Source organism: Pseudoalteromonas sp. SG43-3 (assembly GCF_014164385.1).
GTDB lineage: Bacteria > Pseudomonadota > Gammaproteobacteria > Enterobacterales > Alteromonadaceae > Pseudoalteromonas > Pseudoalteromonas distincta.
This window is the reverse complement of sequence record NZ_JACJFC010000025.1, coordinates 1-16,192: the sequence shown is the minus strand read 5'-3', so window position 1 is coordinate 16,192 and position 16,192 is coordinate 1. Positions and strand designations below refer to the sequence as shown.

Below are 16,192 nucleotides of genomic sequence, written 5' to 3'. Positions count from 1 at the left end.
ATGCTCACTCAAGTACTCACTAATATTGATTGGCTAAGCGCCAGTGCTGGTGTTGCGTTAGGCGCCCTATTTTACGGCGCTGTATCAACACGGCTTCGCAAAAAGCTACATCTACAAATAAGCGAACAGCAGCAACAGCTTTCCCTGTTACAAAACCAATTTGATAATAAAGAGCTGCAATACAGCGCCTTGCTAGAAGATCATGAACTGCTAGAACATACTCACCAAGAGCAGCGCGATGAAGCCCAGCATTTTAAAACGCGTTTTAGCGAACAAGAAAAACAAAGCATTCAATACAATCATTTTTGGCGTAAAGCCGAAGGCGAGCTGGCAGCGCTTCGTGAACAATACAATCAGCGCGATGTTGAATATAATAATATGCGCACTACCCTTGAGCAAAAACAGCAAAACTTTAGCGAGCAACTCGCGCAAATTGAGCAAAGTAAAAATACGCTCAAAAAAGAGTTTGAAAACCTAGCCAATAAAATTCTAGAAGAAAAATCACAAAGCTTTAAAACCTTAAATCAAGAAAGCATTGAGCAATTATTAAAACCAGTTCAAGGCGAGCTAAAAGGCTTTAGAGAAAAAATGGAATCAATGCACGTTGAAGACATAAAACAACGGACTGCACTTAAAACCGAACTACTGCATTTGCAAGCTAAAAGCCAAGCTATAACAGATCAAGCCGACAAGCTCAGCAACGCCCTACAAGGGCAAAAGAAAACCCAAGGTAATTGGGGCGAACTCATGCTCGAAAACGTATTAGATAGTGCTGGCTTACGTGCAGGGGTTGATTATAAGCGCGAAGTGTCGTTTAACACTGAAGATGGCCGCTTGCGCCCTGATGTAGTTGTGTACTTACCACAAGGTCGCCACTTAGTTATTGATGCTAAAACATCATTAAATGCCTATACACGCTACGTGAACGCTGAAAATGAGCTAGATGCTAATCAAGCAATTAAAGAGCATGTAAACGCCGTTACAGCGCGTATTAATGAACTTGCGAGTAAATCGTACGACCGCTTACCAGGTATTAACTCGCCAGAAGTAGTGGTTATGTTTGTACCAATAGAATCAGCTTTTGTAGAAGCACTCAAATATCAAAGCGATATTTACCAACAAGCAATAGAAAAAAATATACTGGTAGCTACACCCACCACCCTGCTTACTAGTTTAAATATTGTTAAACAGCTTTGGCGTTTTGAAGAGCAAACCAAATACTCAAAAGAGCTGGCAAGTCGAGCAGAGCGTTTTTATAACAAGCTCAATGGTTTTTTATTGAGTATGGAAGGCGTAGGTAAGCAGCTTGATAAAGCGAAAGAAAGTTACGACAAAGCGTTCTCGCAGCTATACCGCGGTAAAGGTAATTTAATTAAACAAGCATCAGAGTTTAAAGAGCTAGGTGTATCGGTACAAAAAGAGTTACCTAGTGAGAGCGTAGAACGTGCTCAATTAGAATTAGATTAACCCTGATTTATTTTTATTTAGTTTATTTAAGTTAAACCTTAAGGATATTTATGAATAATAAGATTGTAGGAATTGTTTTAATCGTTATAGGTATCGCTTTAATTATGTGGGGATACGACGTGTATGATGCGGCGGCTTCGCAGCTTAGCCGTGCATTTAGTGGCGACACACCAATAGAAGCATGGGCGGGTATTATTGGCGGTACCATCTGTGTGTTAATTGGTATTAAAAAGCTCAAGTAACCTGAACTTGAATAATTGATCTATTTAAGCAGCTATTTTCAGCGCTAACTACGTTGAATTTAGTTGCAATTTGCTGCACTGCACAGTGTTACTTGGCAAGATAAAACTCTTACAGGGCTTGCCAGCAATAGCATTGTGAAAGAGTAAAATACGCCGTGTATTGCAAGGCAAACCTTCAAAAATAAACGCTTCAGTAATATTTACCCTAATTATTTCAACTACGCTCGGTTAAATTAGCTAAGTGTTGCTGCAATCGCTTTGCTAGTGAGATTATTTGTGCATCTTAAATTTATTACGGTTTTGTCTACTAATTTGTACACATCTAATAAATGTAACCATTTTATGTTGTATAAATGAGTATTAAAGCGTGCACCAATTTGGAAGTATGCTTTTTTATCAAGCTATTAAAGTGCACTGTTTTGTGCATTTAAAAGGACTATACGAGTAAAGAAAATAATCAGTTTTAAATGTTAATTCAAACGTCTGCTCAGTGTTTGTTAATTTAACTATCTTATTGATAGTATTGGTATTTGTTGTCTTCTTCTTGCTTGGGTTTGGTTGTTATTTATACTAGCTTATAGCGTAGATATTTAACCTACTCAAGGAGAATAGTCACATGGTATCTCGCAGAAATTTTATTAAAGCAGGGGCTGCTTTAAGTTTAGGCTCTATTTTTAGTGCTTCAGCTTTGGCTGAGCAACTAAAGGTAAAAATGTCTAACGGCAGTGTTATGCAAACTAAAGGATCAATAGATAAAAGCGCTGCTCTACCCACAAACGATGTTACTAACGCTAAGTATTACCGGCCGGAATCAAGAATGGGCTTGGGTGGCCTTGCCGCCGGGAATGGCTTTAATACTATATCAAGCGATACAGAAATTTTAACAATGCTAAATGCAGCATGGGATTCTGGTATTCGTCATTTTGATACGTCACCTTTTTACGGTTTGAGTTTAAGCGAAAGGCGCTTCGGTGATTTACTTCGAAACAAAAAGCGTGAAGATTATGTTTTATCCTCAAAAGTAGGCCGCCTTCTTACCCCTTCAGCAGAGCCTTTAGAAAATAGTTGGCATTGGGCTGATCACTCACCGTTTCATTATAAGTATGATTATTCAGCCTCAGGCACGCGCCGTTCAATAGAAGATACTTTGCATCGTATTGGTGTCGCCTCACTCGATATTGTCTATATTCACGATTTATCACCACAAAACAGCGATATGGGAGATGACTGGCTTAAGTATTTTGATCAAGCGGCTAAAGGTGCTATTCCTGAGCTGACTAAAATGCGTGATGAAGGAATAATTAAAGGCTGGGGTTTTGGAGTAAATACACCTCATGCTGTTTATAAAGCGCTTGATATGTCAGACCCAGATATTTGCTTACTAGCGCTGCAGTATTCAATTTTAGATCACAAGCAGGCACTTGATAAAACCTTTCCTATGCTTGATAAACGAGGTATTTCAGCAGTCATTGGTGCGCCGCTTAATGGTGGTTTTTTAGCCGGTCGTAACCGCTTTAATTACTCGCCTAAAATTCCAGGGCCTATGCAGCAAAAGTTTAATGCAATAAGCGACATTGCATCTAAACATGGGATTGATATTAAAACAGCTGCACTGCAGTTTGCAGAGGCGCCTTCAACGGTATCCTCAATTATTCCTGGGGCACGCACGGAGGAGCAAATTAAAGCTAATGTAGCCTCAATGAAGGTTACTATTCCGGATGCGTTTTGGAGTGAGTTAAAAGCTAAAAACTTGATTGAACAAAACGCGCCAGTGTAAGTTGGCTATTTAGGTGTGCTACTTAAATGCACCAGTGTAAGCACACCTATTTATAACTAATGTTTAATTAAGCCACACTTGAGAGGGTTGATTGTTGAGTGCTTATATAAGCCCAATTAACGCACTCTTGCGCTAAAATCGCGATGGTATCTAAGCATGTATCGGGTGAATTTAATACTTGTTCATTTAAAACTAGCGGTATTTCGGTGCAACCAAATAGTACTGTATCGGCACCGTGGGCTAGCATTAGCTCATAACTTTGTTTTAAAAGATTATGTCCTGAGGTTAAATCTCCTGACTTAACCGCCGTTATACCTTGCATTATAAATGTTTGCTGCTGCTCGTTAGGCTCAATAAATTTAATATTGTGCTTACTAAATGCCGTCTGATATATCCGCATATTGAGCGTGGCTGTGGTTGCTAATATCCCTATCTTACGTTTGCCCGTTGCCTTTGCGCGCTTAATAACGCTTTGTACAATACTAATGGTATGCACATCAGCATTTTGCGTTAGTGCGTTGTACCAATAATGCGCGGTATTACACGGTATAACAATGCAACTTACACCTAAGCTAGTAAGTTGGTTAAAACCCTTTTTAAGCTCAAAAAATGGATTTTCATCTTCAATACCCATTAAAAAATTTGTTCTGTCAGGAATTTGCGGGATATTCCTTATAAACATAGGTATGTGCTCTTGATCATTCTTAGCAGGTGATAACGCAATTACTTGATTCATAAATGAGGCGGTAGCCAAAGGCCCCATTCCTCCCAATATTCCTAGTGTTCTAAGCATTGTTATATTCCGATAAGTTGTTACTGTATGGGTTAAATTTATCGTGTTTTTTTTGTTTTTAATAATGCTATTATTTTACTGGCCATGCTTAAATTGCATATCTTGAGTGAGTATTATGAATATAGAGAGTAAATGGTTAGAAGATTTTTTGGCCTTATCTAATACAAAAAGCTTTTCGCAGGCCGCAAGGCTTAGGCATATAACGCAACCTGCTTTTAGTCGACGAATTAAAGCATTAGAAGAAGCCGTAGGTGCAGAGCTAATAGATAGAGAGAACTTACCAATTACACTTACCTCAAGCGGTAAAATATTTCATATAACAGCGCGTAATCTAATAAACCAAATGAATAACTCAGTGAGTATGTTAGAAGAACTCTCCTCTGAAGAAACTCACTCAGTAAAGGTTGCTGCAGCGCACTCATTAGCTACGTTTTTAGCGCTAAAGCTGTCGAACTTTCATAGTAAAAGTGATCGCAAAGTAGTCCTCAATATAGAAGCCATTGATGTTGATAAAGCCACAGCTACGCTCGAACATGGCGCATGTGACCTACTTATTGCTTTTGATAACGAACGATTAAAGTTACCTCCGTTTAGTCATCAAAAAATAGGCAGTGCAGAGTTATTGCCGGTGAGTGCCTGCAATGCAAACGGTAAGGCAATATACAATTTAGAAAGTGATGGGTTTGTACCTCACTTAGCTTACAGTTTAGATTCTTATATGGGTAGGCAGTTAGAGCCGATAATATCGGGCTCTAAACTTAAAAAAGTATTTGTATCGTCGATGACAGAGCTTTTAAAAATACAGGCTTTAGAGGGTAATGGCATTGCTTGGTTACCAAACTATGTCATTACTAAAGAGCTAAAAGAGAAAAGTTTAGTTGTGGTTGGCCAAAAGCATCATTGCGTACCTATTACATATTATGCGTATCGGTACCATGCAGCGCTTCACCCTGGCGGCGAGAGCGTCTGGAATAAATTAAAAGAGCTAAATGTATAACGCAAAAAATTACTGTAAACCCCCATTACAGTAAAATGGGCATTATTAATTTAACGCGCTCACAGTAATATGAATCTGTATTTTAATTATATTCCTATTTTATTATGGATTTTTACTTCCATAATAATTGGGTGTTTTGTCCCTTTTTTAATTTGCTTAGATAGTGACGAATTAACCATATCATGCAGTGCTGCGGCTTTGGCAAATGAGCCTTGTTGCACTACATCTACAAATAACGTTAATTGATTACTTATCGATATATCACTGTCCTAAATCCCAGTAAGGTGTATCGCCATAATAGCCACTTGCAAAATCAACAAACGCACGTACTTTACTGGGTAAAAACTGTCTGTTTGCATACACCATGTAAAGCCCCATTGGCTCGGGTTCGTAGTCATTTAAAATGCGCACTACTTTACCTTGAGCCAGTGCTTCCTCTGCTATAAATGTTGGCTGCATAGCAATACCACCACCCGCAATGGCTGTATTTAGTAGCAAATCACCATTGTTAGCCACAAAGTTACTTTCAAGCTTTAGCTCGCTTTTTAACTCATTAACCCCAAATAATCGCTTTGTGGGTTCGCTGTGGGAATAGCGTAAATAATTATGTGACTGTAAATCTAAAAGCGTTTGTGGCGTGCCATGGCGTTTTAAATAGTCGGGTGATGCAAACACCGCTAGGTGTATAGGGGCAATTTTTTTAGTTATCAACGTTGAGTTTTTTAATACGCCAATGCGCAGAGCAATATCAATACCCTGCTCTACTATATCTACATATTGGTCGGTGAGCCGTAAATCTAACTTTAAATTTGGATACTGCTTTTTAAAATCAACCAACAAACCTGCTAAATGCTTAGTACCAAACGACATAGGCGCACTAATACTAAGCACACCCGATACATTTTCGCTTAAGTTATTGAGTGAGTTTTCCATGTCTTCAATATCAATAATCACCTGCTGACAACGCTGATAATATTGATTTCCAGCTTCTGTAACACTTACTTTTCGCGTTGTACGGTGTAATAAACGCGTGCGTAGATTATCTTCCAGCGCAGAAATATATTTGCTGACTAACTGCGGCGAAATATCGAGTTTATCGGCCGCTTTTGAAAACGATCCTTCTTGCACAACGGCTAAAAAGGTCTTCATGGTGGTGAGTTTATCCATCTTTAACAATACTTTGTTGATAATGTATAAATAAGTATCATATTTATCGTCAAATTAGAAACTTATATAGTGTTTATAACTCGTTTATTTGTTTAAGGTTTTAGTATGACTCAACTTGCTTTATTTATATCTCACGGCTCGCCAATGATGGCTATTCAGCAATCGGCTACGTCAGATTTTTTTGCATCATTAGGTCAAACGGTGAGTAAACCACGTGCTATTGTGGTGTTTTCTGCCCACTTTGATGAAGCGCACGATATAGTTATTACATCCGGAGATGCGCCGCATACTATTCACGACTTTTATAACTTCCCCAAGCCCCTGTATGAAATTCAATACCCAGCACCAGGGGACCCTAAGCTTGCTAATACTATTAGTGAGTACTTTTACAAAGCGGGTATTAAAACGGTGCAAAATGCAGATCAAGGGTGGGATCATGGTGTGTGGATCCCGCTGCGCTTAATGTACCCAGCAGCTAATATTCCCATTGTTCAGGTGTCTATTAACACGCGTTTGGGCGCTCAGGCTATGTATAAATACGGGCAGTTACTTGCACCACTGCGCAGCGATAACGTATTAATTATTGGCTCCGGCGGGATTAGTCACAATCTACGTGAAATATTTAAAAGCCCTGCAACACCTAATCGTGTTCAAATGGTTGATGAGTTTACCCATTGGGTTGAGCAAAAATTAATAGCGCAAAACACCCAAGCGTTACTTAACTATTTAAATGAAGCACCTCATGCTTTATTTAATCACCCTACCCAGGAGCACTTTTTACCTCTTTTTGCAGCGCTAGGAAGTAGTGACGGTAAAGCCGAAAAAATACATGAAGACATCGAAATGGATGTTTTAGCGCTTGATGCGTATAAGTTTTATTAAATTGAGCGTTCGTTCAAAGTAAGTTAAGCTGTAAGCAAGTACTCTAAAACCAACTTAATTTATTTTATTGCGGAGCAAACATGGCAACTACACTTGCATTTGACGTATACGGTACGCTAATAAACACTCACGGCGTACTGTCCTTACTCGACGACATGATTGGCGATAACGCCCAAGCATTTTCAAATACATGGCGCGAAAAGCAATTAGAGTATTCATTTAGACGTGGATTAATGCAAAATTATATTCCTTTCTCGCTATGTACAAAACACGCACTCGATTACGCCTGCTTAGCGCACAAAACCGAGCTAAGTGAAGATCAAAAGGAGCAACTGCTAGAGCTTTATAAAACGCTTCCTGCGTTCGATGATGTAAAAGCAGGCCTTGAGCAATTAAAAGCGAAGGATTACCGTTTGTTTGCATTTTCAAACGGCGCTGCCGACGCAGTTCATACCTTATTAGAAACCGCTGGCATTAGTGAGCTTTTTGAAGGGGTAGTAAGTGCCGACGACGTTAAAACCTTTAAACCAAACCCAGGGGTTTATAGCCACTTTTTACGCGAAACTAATTCAACAGGCGCAAACACGTGGCTTGTATCAAGTAATCCGTTTGATGTAACCGGTGCCATATCGCATGGTATGCGCGCGGCGTGGATTCAACGATCTAAAGAATCTATTTTCGATCCGTGGGAAATACAGCCAAATACTATCGCAACCGACTTACTTGATTTAAAAGCAAAATTAGAAAGCGTTAATTAATTTTCTATTCCCCCTTTTGCTTATGGTATTAAGTGCCGTGGGTGTAAAGGGGGTTTACGTTTTAACTATTTACTCCCGCCTTTATTAGCTCAATTACTGTATTCATACGCTTTGCCATTGGCCTATTTCGGTGATGGCACACATAAATACTCTCGCTAATTGGATTAGCTAAATGGTGCGTTTTAATAAGCGCAGGTTTATTAAATGCGCTAACGGCATGCGCAGGTAAAACCGTAAAACCTAGCCCTAAACTTACCGGCTCCAGTATTAAACTTATCTGGTTAGAAAACCCCGTGCGTTTAATTTGATCAATATGTTCAAACTCACTGTAGTTTTCGCTCAGTAATAGCTGTGCGTGGTGTTTTGCATCGGGGTGGCCAATAAAGCCAAGCTCACATAAAACCTCCCACGTTGGGTTTTTAATATGTGCGGGGGTGACAAGTAATAAGGCTTCTTTACCAATTTTGTGGCTGGTAACTTCGCTAAGCGTCGGAGCTTGAGTTAAAAAACCTATGTCGGCACTGTGGTTTGCCACAGCTTGCTCTACACTTGTATTGGGTGCAAAGCGATAATCAATATTAAGCTCGGTATGCTTTGCCTGCAGCGCTAATAATTGGCTATAAAATTGTAGCCCACAACTACCAGGCGATTGTATTTTTACCAAGCCGCTGTAAGGCGAATCATCTTTTAATTGTTGTTCTAAAAATTGCCATTCCTTTAATAACAAGCTGCCTTGTTGATACAAGTTTTGCCCATGTACGGTAAGGGTAAATTGTTTGCCGTGGCGCTCTAATAGCGCGCAGTTTACTTGCTGCTCTAGCTTTTTAATGTGCTGACTTACGCCCGATTGGGTCATAAAAAGACGCTCGGCGGTTTGGGTAAAATGATTTACCTCAACCAAAGTACAAAACGTATTTAACCATGTTGGATTTATCATTACAAAACGTACTCAAAACGATGACTAATGATAATTTTACTTAATGTTGGTCGATTCGTAAACTAACTCCATCAACTAGCCACAAGATAAGTCACAAGTTAAAGAGGAAGCATTATGAGTCATACATATCCACGTAGTTTTTCGCACATTGGTATTTCGGTTCCCGACGTTGAAAAAGCAGTCGAGTTTTACACTAAGGTTATGGGTTGGTACACAATAATGGAACCGACTTTAATTACCGAAGACAAAAGCCCAATTGGCGAAATGTGTACAGAAGTATTTGGCGAAAAGTGGGAAAAATTCAAAATAGCGCACCTATCTACAGGGGATCGTATTGGTGTCGAAATTTTCGAATTTAAAAACCAAGAAAACCCAAAAGACAATTTTGAATACTGGAAAACAGGCATCTTTCATTTTTGTGTTCAAGACCCTGATGTAGAAGGTTTAGCCGAGCGTATTGTAGAAGCTGGCGGTAAAAAACGTATGGAAGCCCCTCGTTATTACTACCCGGGTGAAAAGCCGTACCGCATGATCTACATGGAAGACCCGTTTGGTAACATCCTTGAGATTTACAGCCACAGCTACGAGCTTATATATAGCGCAGGCGCTTACTAAACGTACCTAGTTTAAAGCACTTAGCTAAAAACAAAGGCCGCAGTATTTATTACTGCGGCCTTTTTGTTTTAGATAGGCGTGTAGATCATTATTTAAGCTAATTTAAGGGGGTATAAAAATCAATCTCTTCATTTGTTTGATTATAGGTACATACACTGATAGCTTACTAATTACACAAAGTTGTACTGAAGGAAAAATATGAAGCTGTCATTGGAAGATATCACCGCCGATAACTACGAAGCCATATGCGATTTAGAGGTTGCTAAAACACAAGAAGAATACCTAGCGTGTAATATGTGGTCGTTAGTTGAGGCGCACTACAATAGCGGGTATACCTGTAAAGCTATTTACCTAAATGGTGTACCAGTAGGCTTTTTTATGTGGGTACAAGAAACCCCTACAAAGGTTTCTATTTGGCGCTTTATGGTGGATCAAACTCATCAAAATAAAGGCATTGGGCGCAAAGCACTAGGCATGGCAATTGAGCAAATAAAAACTACTCCAGGCCTTTGCGAAATTGAAATATGCTATAACCCGAGTAACCCAATAGCCAAAGATTTTTATACAAGCTTTGGGTTCAAGGAAGTGGGCCTCGATGAGGATGACGACGATATGTTAGCGGTTATTAAAATTAGTAGTTAACTTATTCATAAGTAGGCCGTTAATTTTAAGGAATAATAGTTGTAAGATTAAATTTTCCAGCCGTGTATGTGCCTGTGTAGGTCAGATAAGCGAAGCGCCATCCGACACAGTAAAGTACCTTGCCAATTATTATCAGTATTTTATGTTGTCGAGTGGCTGGAGAGTGCCATGAGCGGACATTCAAAAGTAACTCGTTTCTGCCTTATTGCGTGTTTTAAGGCAAACCTTACATTAGAGCTAGTGTCTATGCTATAAACTAAACAGATGTGAATAAGCGCTATTCTGCGCTTCTATGAGGAGTGGTTACACAGGCCTCTTCAAAATCAGCACGCTGTGGAAAAGTAATGCTTTAATGATGTGGTTAAGACAATGAACCTCTCGGAACAGAAGCAACATCTTCCGTAGGAACTCCATAAGACTAATCTTTATGGTTTTATCTCTATTAAGTCCTTCCTTGGCCGAGCTATATGTAATGATTTGAGTTGCTTCATCATAATTATACTTGTAGTGTGCGATACCATTTCTAAGCTGGTTATCAATAGCTTCTTCTTCAAGCTTGAAGAAACAATCATCTAGCGCAGCCAGCTTCCTGCCTAAATCAACATCTGCGTACTTATCAAGCGATGTGAAATCCTTGATAAGATGACCTTTTTTATTCAAGAGCACTTCTGCAGAAAACTTGTTAAAGTCACCACGTTTGATTAGATTATTCAACCCAGCTACTAGTACCAGTTGTCTAGAGTAAACCTCTGCTAAGTCCTTATAGACATTGTTGCAAGACTCGAAGTTAGTTGTCGATACCCTAGCAGGGACATTGCCAAATTCTTCGGCTTTGTAGTCATAATACAGAGCTGGTCGTAGAGGAACTTCAAGCTTGATTAACTTAGGGTACAAGCTCAAAGTTTCATGGTGAACGTTCTTCAAGAAGCCAGTGCTAAGTAAACTATCAAAGAACTCATTCAAGTTGTCTTGATGGTCAGTGTAAAGGCTAAGAAGCACTTTCGGCATTTCGCTACTAAGTTCTTTACTATGCTCATAAACGGTCAATGGAGAAGACATAATTGAAGTAGCGGAATACAGGGCAGCAATTACATCCTGAGCTTTATGTGATTTCAGCTTTATGAACTCTAACTTCTCAAGACTCTTAATGACTTTTTCAAATCCTTTTACATTCCCTTTCATGTATTGGGACGCTAGACGTTTTAATGTTCGGTGATGTTCTCCTAGCTGGTTTATAAGCTCCAAGCGTCTAGATAGATCGGCAAAAGATTCTTGTCCAATTTCGCTAACCACATGCATAAACGTAGTGTCACCTTGTTTGTACTCACCAAACCTAGTTGGGAAATCAAGATGCAAGTCAATAAAGACATTTTCGCCAGTGAAAGGAGCTTTAAACTCCTTTATTTCTGTTGCTCCCTCAAGGTCATTAGAGCCTAATGTAAAACTAATACGCTCCCCACATTCGGGGCACGCAAATTGGAGTGGCTGAACTTCTCGGTTGGAAAAACCTATGCGGCAATCAATCAAAGTTTCGCAGGTCTCACATTGATAGCGTGTACAAACATTCATCGGTTCAAACTCTTAATTTTTGTTTAACTAAATAGTCTCAGCTATTCTGTCAGTGTCAAGCTATGATTTAGTTTGATTGAAAAAGTGCGATGTAAAATGTTTTTGATAGTGTCGTGCTGAGTTAAAAAGCCCACTGAGGGGAGCGCTGACAACTCCCCAAAAATCGTGACTGTCCAAAGATGATTTTGATCGACCGTCTGCTTATCGCTCTTTTGAGGCATTCGCCTAAACACGTTTTGGGGCAGAAATGAGTTTGGCAACATCGCCTCTGTTAGATTCCAATCAGCACAGAAAGTACTACCTCTATAAGAACTATGCTTTAGTTCAGTTCACCCTTACAACCGCAGATATTAACCATTAAAGGAGATGTTACACTTTTAAGTATGCATAACATTAATGTTTGAAACTTTTTTGCCTTCCCAGTCCGCCTTTCGTGTCAATAGAAGGTATGTATGACAATAAAGATCAAAACTTAGATTCAATCAACGTGCCTATCCAAAGAAAAATTGTGACAACAAAGATTGAAACTCACTTTTGGACATCTTCAACGCTGGCGAGAGTGTTTTATCTTCTTGTAACTGAGTTTTAGTTTGCTCAACTATTTCAGTGATATTTATGCTGTTTAAATTCATTAAAGCTAGAGCGATAGGGTAATAGCTCTAGCTTGGCATACTGGCAGGATCAGTCAATAGCTAAAAAAGATCCTTAGAAAATAATTTGTCTTGGTGAATAGTTACAAAGAATTAAATACACCACGACTAATAACCACGTTGTCATCTTCTTTTAGCGTTATGCCGTCAGATCCAATTTGGCGCCATTGTTGGCCGTTTTCTAGAGTAATAATTAACTCACCATAAGCTGCTTCTTTAATGGCTGATACAGTTGAGCTAATAGAGCTGTCATTTTCTTTCGCAATATTTTTATGCTCTGAAACCAAACTCTTCTGCTTGTGTTACCGCTACAGCAACAGGTGCGGTGGCTTCTGTATTTGTTGGTGAGAGTGTTTTATTTACAGTAGGCTTGCTCAGCGGTTTACCGGCAACCGTATTATCGTAACAAAGCAGGCGGTTAAAGTCGTTTTCAATAAAGCTACATGCTTGCAGTGCTTGCTCGTTAATAGCTGTGGCTGCAAAAGTCGGTGCGCTTAACAAAACTAATAGTGAGAGTAGTTTTTTGTTCATGTTATTCCTCAGATTCTTGTTGTGGTTTAGCGGTATAAAATTTAGCTAAAATTAGGCCTAGCTCAAACAAAATAAGCATAGGTAGCGCTAATAAAGTTTGTGACAATACATCGGGCGGTGTTAAAAACATCGCTACTACAAAAACACCCACTACAATATAGGGACGTTTTTCTTTTAAGCTTTGCGTTGTTGTAGCGCCGCTCCAGCACAGCAGCATAATGGCTACTGGAATTTCAAAAGCGACACCAAAGGCAAAAAATAGTTTTAGTACAAACCCTAAGTAGCTACTAATATCCGGTGCTAAGGTGAGCATTGCAGGACCCGCACTGGTAAAAAAGCCTAAAATAATTGGCAGTACTACAAAGTAGCAAAAGGCAATACCACCATAAAACAAAAAGATGCTTGAGGCGAGTATTGGCATTAACATGCGTTTTTCGTGCTTATACAATCCCGGAGCTATAAAACCCCAAACCTGGTGTAATATCCACGGAATAGAGGCAAATAATGCGACAAATAACGTTAGTTTAAAAGGGGCAAAAAATGGCGCTGTGACATCAGTTGCTATCATGGTTGCAGTGTTTGGCAAATGTGAAATTAATGGCGCTGCAACAAATGTATAAATGTCGTTTGCAAAATACACTATTGCAATAAAAATAACTAAAATGCTTAATAGTGATTTAATCAGCCGATCGCGTAATTCAATTAAATGCGCGACAAACCCCGATTTTACTTCCTCAGCCATTATTTTTTATACCATTTAGTAAGTTGACCACAAAGTGAGAAATTAACTTCACTTTGTATCATCAATATTTTGCTTATTAGAGGGATCGATTTGATTTTTTTTATAACTGTGGGTCACAGACTGAGCGGCCTGTTGTAGTTCAGTTAGTGAACTTTGTAGTTCAGGACTTAAATCGGTTAAGTTTTGTTGCTCCGCTTTTTTAAGGTTTTCGTGTAATTCGTGCACACGCAACTCTTCGCTCACTTCAGCTTTCACTGAGTTAGCAAGCGACTTTGCAGTTTTTATCCAGCGGCTTACCGTTCTAATTGCTACAGGTAAACGCTCTGGACCAAGCACTACTAAACCAACAATTAAAACAACAATTAGCTCCCACATCCCCATGCTAATTAAACCTTGTTATTGTCTTTATTTTTTTCAGTATGGGCAGAATCAAGCGGTGCACTTTCTTCTGATTTTTGAATCTGCTCTGGCTTTTCTTTATCTGTATTTTTTTCGTCAGACATTGCTTTTTTAAAGCCTTTAACTGCTCCACCTAAATCCCCACCAATACCGCGTAATTTTTTAGTGCCAAACAAAAGTACAATAATTGCTAATACAATCAATAACTGCCAAAGACTAATACCGCCAAATCCCATGTTTATCTCCCGTTTTCATAATTATAAAGTGTATATTTTAAATACTAATTATACGCCTAAAAACGTAAATAGCACTTAGTTTATGTGCTACGCCATGCTGCTATAAAACCAATAATAGCGCTACTTATAGCGATACTTGCAGCAATTAAATCGTGCTGTAAATAAAATAATGCCGCAATAACCATAGCCGCACTGCTAAACAAACCTAAAACCAAAGGTTTATGAGATCCCTTCGGAGCCTGTACTTGAATTTGTGGTGGACGTTTTAAGCTTTGATAAATGTAACTATTCAGCCTCATCTGAAATGAATATATCAGGCAGCTGATTTTTGAATAATAACTCAAGGGCTAGGCTTGCAGATACATATTGTTTTCTGCAAGTCGATAAATAGCTTCTCAGCAAGCAGAACATTTCAGCTCCTTGCTTACTTCTAAAACACCCCGATATTTTTTGATGAACCTTGGTCATCCTAATATCATTCTCGCCTTGGTTGTTGGTAAATGGCACGCCACTGCTCATCATGAAACGTAAAACATCATCTTGATAATCTCTTAGTCGTTCCAATAATGCGCGGGATTTGGTTCGCTTTAATCGGCCTCGCTGACCTTTCACTCGGCTACTTTTATCTGGTGGTGGACATTTAGCGTCACCTTGAAGCAATATTTTTTGATATTGCTCACGATATTTCTGTTTAGCCCCTTTATCTAGGTCGGGATTATCTATTTGAGCTTTATTCATTTCTTTAAGTAAGGTTTGCATATCCTTCGCCCATTGCATGCCGTCTTGCTCCCAAGCCCTTTCTAATTCTCGGATGTGGTGAGCATTACATAATGCATGTTGGCATTGGGTATATTGATAATATGGCTTCCAATGGTCATGACATAGCACACCGGTAAAGTGCGGTAAAATACCGGCCTCATCCATCGCTATTTTTCCTCTTTTTTCATGAGGATAAAAATAAGTCCACCAAGTCGTTGATGCACCATGAAGCCATCGCCGTTTACCGCCGATATTAATGCCAGTCTCATCAACATGCAAAGTTTGATACGGGCTTTGTAATGCCGCTTTGATGATACCTTCTGCGCCCGATGACTTTACCAGTGCCGCTGCTTGTTCATTAAAGTTAAATAAACTGCCGGCACTGATCGGAATACCTAGTTGGTCACTAAAGTATTCTTCAATGCGGTTATAAGGGAGTAATTGATATTGTGATAAGTAAACCGCATGAGCTTTCACACCAACACCATATTGAATAGGACCGTTAACACCTTGGGGGAATTCACCAACAAACCGCTTCCCTTGCTCATTCTCAAGGATTTGAGCCTGGTATTCGGTCACCACTTTACTGATATCTATATCGACGACTTGTCGCTTTTGAAAACCCACCTCACGATAGTGACCTTTAGGTAAAAAATCTCGGTCAACTAAAATGACTTGTACCTCATCAGGTGTTTCTGTTTGAGTCAGCGTTTTACCTACTCGGCCTTTTTGTCCGCCAGCTGATTTTTCTGACTTCTCTCTCGTTGGCTTTGTACGGTTGATATCTTTTGATGGAGGAATGCTACTATTTTGACTATTAAGTCCTAATTTACTAGCTAGCATAACAACGACAACAAGAATGAGTTCAATAGACAAAAACGCTTCAGAGCCGAATGACAGCTCTGTGCCATAAGCGGACACTCATAACCTTAGTCACTTGTTAAGTGTTCTTTTCTGGGGCGAAGGTAAATATTATATTTTGTACTACTTTCTTGTCTGCTTCACTTAGGTACGAAATATCAAACGGTT

General features: G+C 39.3%; 16 protein-coding genes and 4 pseudogenes. 8 read left to right on the top strand and 12 right to left on the bottom strand.

Annotation, left to right across the window (positions count from 1 at the left end):
- The 3 genes from rmuC (at position 1) to H5157_RS18095 (ending at position 3,486) form a co-directional block, all read left to right on the top strand.
- A complete protein-coding gene (gene rmuC, locus H5157_RS18105; protein ID WP_182725204.1) occupies positions 1–1,467 on the top strand; it encodes a DNA recombination protein RmuC in 1,467 nt (488 codons plus the stop codon).
- A gap of 50 nt (positions 1,468–1,517) precedes the next feature.
- Positions 1,518–1,709: a DUF3185 family protein gene (locus H5157_RS18100; RefSeq protein ID WP_165743964.1), complete on the top strand. Its 192-nt coding sequence runs from the start codon at positions 1,518–1,520 to the stop codon at positions 1,707–1,709.
- 616 nt (positions 1,710–2,325) lie between these two features.
- The gene (locus H5157_RS18095; protein ID WP_182725203.1) at positions 2,326–3,486 is read left to right on the top strand and encodes an aldo/keto reductase; all 1,161 of its coding nucleotides are present in this window, start codon (positions 2,326–2,328) and stop codon (positions 3,484–3,486) included.
- A 67-nt stretch (positions 3,487–3,553) separates the two neighbouring features.
- Here H5157_RS18095 and H5157_RS18090 read toward each other — a convergent pair whose 3' ends face one another.
- Complete coding sequence (locus H5157_RS18090) at positions 3,554–4,279, bottom strand: aspartate/glutamate racemase family protein (protein ID WP_182725202.1); 726 nt, start codon at positions 4,277–4,279, stop codon at positions 3,554–3,556.
- Positions 4,280–4,394: 115 nt separating this feature from the next.
- Here H5157_RS18090 and H5157_RS18085 point away from each other — a divergent pair, with 115 nt between their 5' ends.
- Positions 4,395–5,276 (top strand): LysR family transcriptional regulator, encoded by an 882-nt coding sequence (locus H5157_RS18085; RefSeq protein WP_182715973.1) that lies wholly within the window; start codon positions 4,395–4,397, stop codon positions 5,274–5,276.
- A gap of 86 nt (positions 5,277–5,362) precedes the next feature.
- On the opposite strand, the gene H5157_RS20970 is transcribed toward H5157_RS18085, so the two are convergent.
- On the bottom strand, positions 5,363–5,530 hold the full coding sequence (locus H5157_RS20970) for a LysR family transcriptional regulator (RefSeq protein ID WP_310736858.1): 168 nt from the start codon (positions 5,528–5,530) through the stop codon (positions 5,363–5,365).
- A gap of 7 nt (positions 5,531–5,537) precedes the next feature.
- The gene (locus H5157_RS18075) at positions 5,538–6,443 is read right to left on the bottom strand and encodes a LysR family transcriptional regulator (RefSeq protein ID WP_182725201.1); all 906 of its coding nucleotides are present in this window, start codon (positions 6,441–6,443) and stop codon (positions 5,538–5,540) included.
- Between the two features lie 105 nt (positions 6,444–6,548).
- Here H5157_RS18075 and H5157_RS18070 point away from each other — a divergent pair, with 105 nt between their 5' ends.
- Together H5157_RS18070 and H5157_RS18065 are read left to right on the top strand one after the other, a co-directional pair.
- Positions 6,549–7,325: a class III extradiol ring-cleavage dioxygenase gene (locus H5157_RS18070; protein WP_182725200.1), complete on the top strand. Its 777-nt coding sequence runs from the start codon at positions 6,549–6,551 to the stop codon at positions 7,323–7,325.
- Between the two features lie 80 nt (positions 7,326–7,405).
- A complete protein-coding gene (locus H5157_RS18065; protein ID WP_182725199.1) occupies positions 7,406–8,083 on the top strand; it encodes a haloacid dehalogenase type II in 678 nt (225 codons plus the stop codon).
- A gap of 61 nt (positions 8,084–8,144) precedes the next feature.
- On the opposite strand, the gene H5157_RS18060 is transcribed toward H5157_RS18065, so the two are convergent.
- A complete protein-coding gene (locus H5157_RS18060) occupies positions 8,145–9,020 on the bottom strand; it encodes a LysR family transcriptional regulator (RefSeq protein ID WP_024596534.1) in 876 nt (291 codons plus the stop codon).
- Positions 9,021–9,134: 114 nt separating this feature from the next.
- Between H5157_RS18060 and H5157_RS18055 the strand changes: the two genes are divergently transcribed.
- Positions 9,135–9,635 (top strand): lactoylglutathione lyase family protein, encoded by a 501-nt coding sequence (locus H5157_RS18055; protein WP_002959229.1) that lies wholly within the window; start codon positions 9,135–9,137, stop codon positions 9,633–9,635.
- Positions 9,636–9,833: 198 nt separating this feature from the next.
- Positions 9,834–10,277 (top strand): GNAT family N-acetyltransferase, encoded by a 444-nt coding sequence (locus H5157_RS18050; protein WP_182721306.1) that lies wholly within the window; start codon positions 9,834–9,836, stop codon positions 10,275–10,277.
- 303 nt (positions 10,278–10,580) lie between these two features.
- Here the strand turns inward: H5157_RS18050 and H5157_RS18045 are convergent, their stop codons facing one another.
- The 8 genes and pseudogenes from H5157_RS18045 to H5157_RS21110 all read right to left on the bottom strand — a co-directional run.
- Positions 10,581–11,846, bottom strand: a complete 1,266-nt coding sequence (locus H5157_RS18045) for a hypothetical protein (RefSeq protein ID WP_182725198.1) — start codon at positions 11,844–11,846, stop codon at positions 10,581–10,583.
- Between the two features lie 733 nt (positions 11,847–12,579).
- A pseudogene (locus tag H5157_RS18040) lies at positions 12,580–13,027 on the bottom strand (hypothetical protein).
- A gap of 1 nt (position 13,028) precedes the next feature.
- Positions 13,029–13,769 carry a twin-arginine translocase subunit TatC gene (tatC, locus tag H5157_RS18035; protein WP_008467379.1) on the bottom strand — a complete coding sequence of 247 codons (741 nt, stop codon included), beginning with the start codon at positions 13,767–13,769 and terminating at the stop codon, positions 13,029–13,031.
- A gap of 48 nt (positions 13,770–13,817) precedes the next feature.
- On the bottom strand, positions 13,818–14,150 hold the full coding sequence (gene tatB / locus H5157_RS18030) for a Sec-independent protein translocase protein TatB (protein ID WP_008467380.1): 333 nt from the start codon (positions 14,148–14,150) through the stop codon (positions 13,818–13,820).
- A 5-nt stretch (positions 14,151–14,155) separates the two neighbouring features.
- Positions 14,156–14,404 (bottom strand): Sec-independent protein translocase subunit TatA, encoded by a 249-nt coding sequence (gene tatA, locus H5157_RS18025; RefSeq protein ID WP_008467382.1) that lies wholly within the window; start codon positions 14,402–14,404, stop codon positions 14,156–14,158.
- A gap of 80 nt (positions 14,405–14,484) precedes the next feature.
- Positions 14,485–14,697: pseudogene (gene ubiB / locus H5157_RS18020) on the bottom strand (ubiquinone biosynthesis regulatory protein kinase UbiB); the annotation flags it as partial.
- Positions 14,690–15,883 (bottom strand): annotated as a pseudogene (gene tnpC / locus H5157_RS18015) (IS66 family transposase); the annotation flags it as partial. The pseudogenes ubiB and tnpC, both read right to left, overlap by 8 nt.
- 3 nt (positions 15,884–15,886) lie before the next feature.
- Positions 15,887–16,006, bottom strand: a pseudogene (locus H5157_RS21110) (DUF6444 domain-containing protein); the annotation flags it as partial.
- Between the last annotated feature and the right edge of the window lie 186 nt (positions 16,007–16,192).

Bases quoted from the DNA above. Each gene is read 5' to 3' on its own strand.
- rmuC (WP_182725204.1), top strand. From the start codon at position 1: ATGCTCACTCAAGTACTCACTAATATTGATTGGCTAAGCGCCAGTGCT.
- H5157_RS18100 (WP_165743964.1), top strand. From the start codon at position 1,518: ATGAATAATAAGATTGTAGGAATTGTTTTAATCGTTATAGGTATCGCT.
- H5157_RS18095 (WP_182725203.1), top strand. From the start codon at position 2,326: ATGGTATCTCGCAGAAATTTTATTAAAGCAGGGGCTGCTTTAAGTTTA.
- H5157_RS18090 (WP_182725202.1), bottom strand. From the start codon at position 4,279: ATGCTTAGAACACTAGGAATATTGGGAGGAATGGGGCCTTTGGCTACC.
- H5157_RS18085 (WP_182715973.1), top strand. From the start codon at position 4,395: ATGAATATAGAGAGTAAATGGTTAGAAGATTTTTTGGCCTTATCTAAT.
- H5157_RS18075 (WP_182725201.1), bottom strand. From the start codon at position 6,443: ATGGATAAACTCACCACCATGAAGACCTTTTTAGCCGTTGTGCAAGAA.
- H5157_RS18070 (WP_182725200.1), top strand. From the start codon at position 6,549: ATGACTCAACTTGCTTTATTTATATCTCACGGCTCGCCAATGATGGCT.
- H5157_RS18065 (WP_182725199.1), top strand. From the start codon at position 7,406: ATGGCAACTACACTTGCATTTGACGTATACGGTACGCTAATAAACACT.
- H5157_RS18060 (WP_024596534.1), bottom strand. From the start codon at position 9,020: ATGATAAATCCAACATGGTTAAATACGTTTTGTACTTTGGTTGAGGTA.
- H5157_RS18055 (WP_002959229.1), top strand. From the start codon at position 9,135: ATGAGTCATACATATCCACGTAGTTTTTCGCACATTGGTATTTCGGTT.
- H5157_RS18050 (WP_182721306.1), top strand. From the start codon at position 9,834: ATGAAGCTGTCATTGGAAGATATCACCGCCGATAACTACGAAGCCATA.
- H5157_RS18045 (WP_182725198.1), bottom strand. From the start codon at position 11,846: ATGAATGTTTGTACACGCTATCAATGTGAGACCTGCGAAACTTTGATT.
- tatC (WP_008467379.1), bottom strand. From the start codon at position 13,769: ATGGCTGAGGAAGTAAAATCGGGGTTTGTCGCGCATTTAATTGAATTA.
- tatB (WP_008467380.1), bottom strand. From the start codon at position 14,150: ATGGGGATGTGGGAGCTAATTGTTGTTTTAATTGTTGGTTTAGTAGTG.
- tatA (WP_008467382.1), bottom strand. From the start codon at position 14,404: ATGGGATTTGGCGGTATTAGTCTTTGGCAGTTATTGATTGTATTAGCA.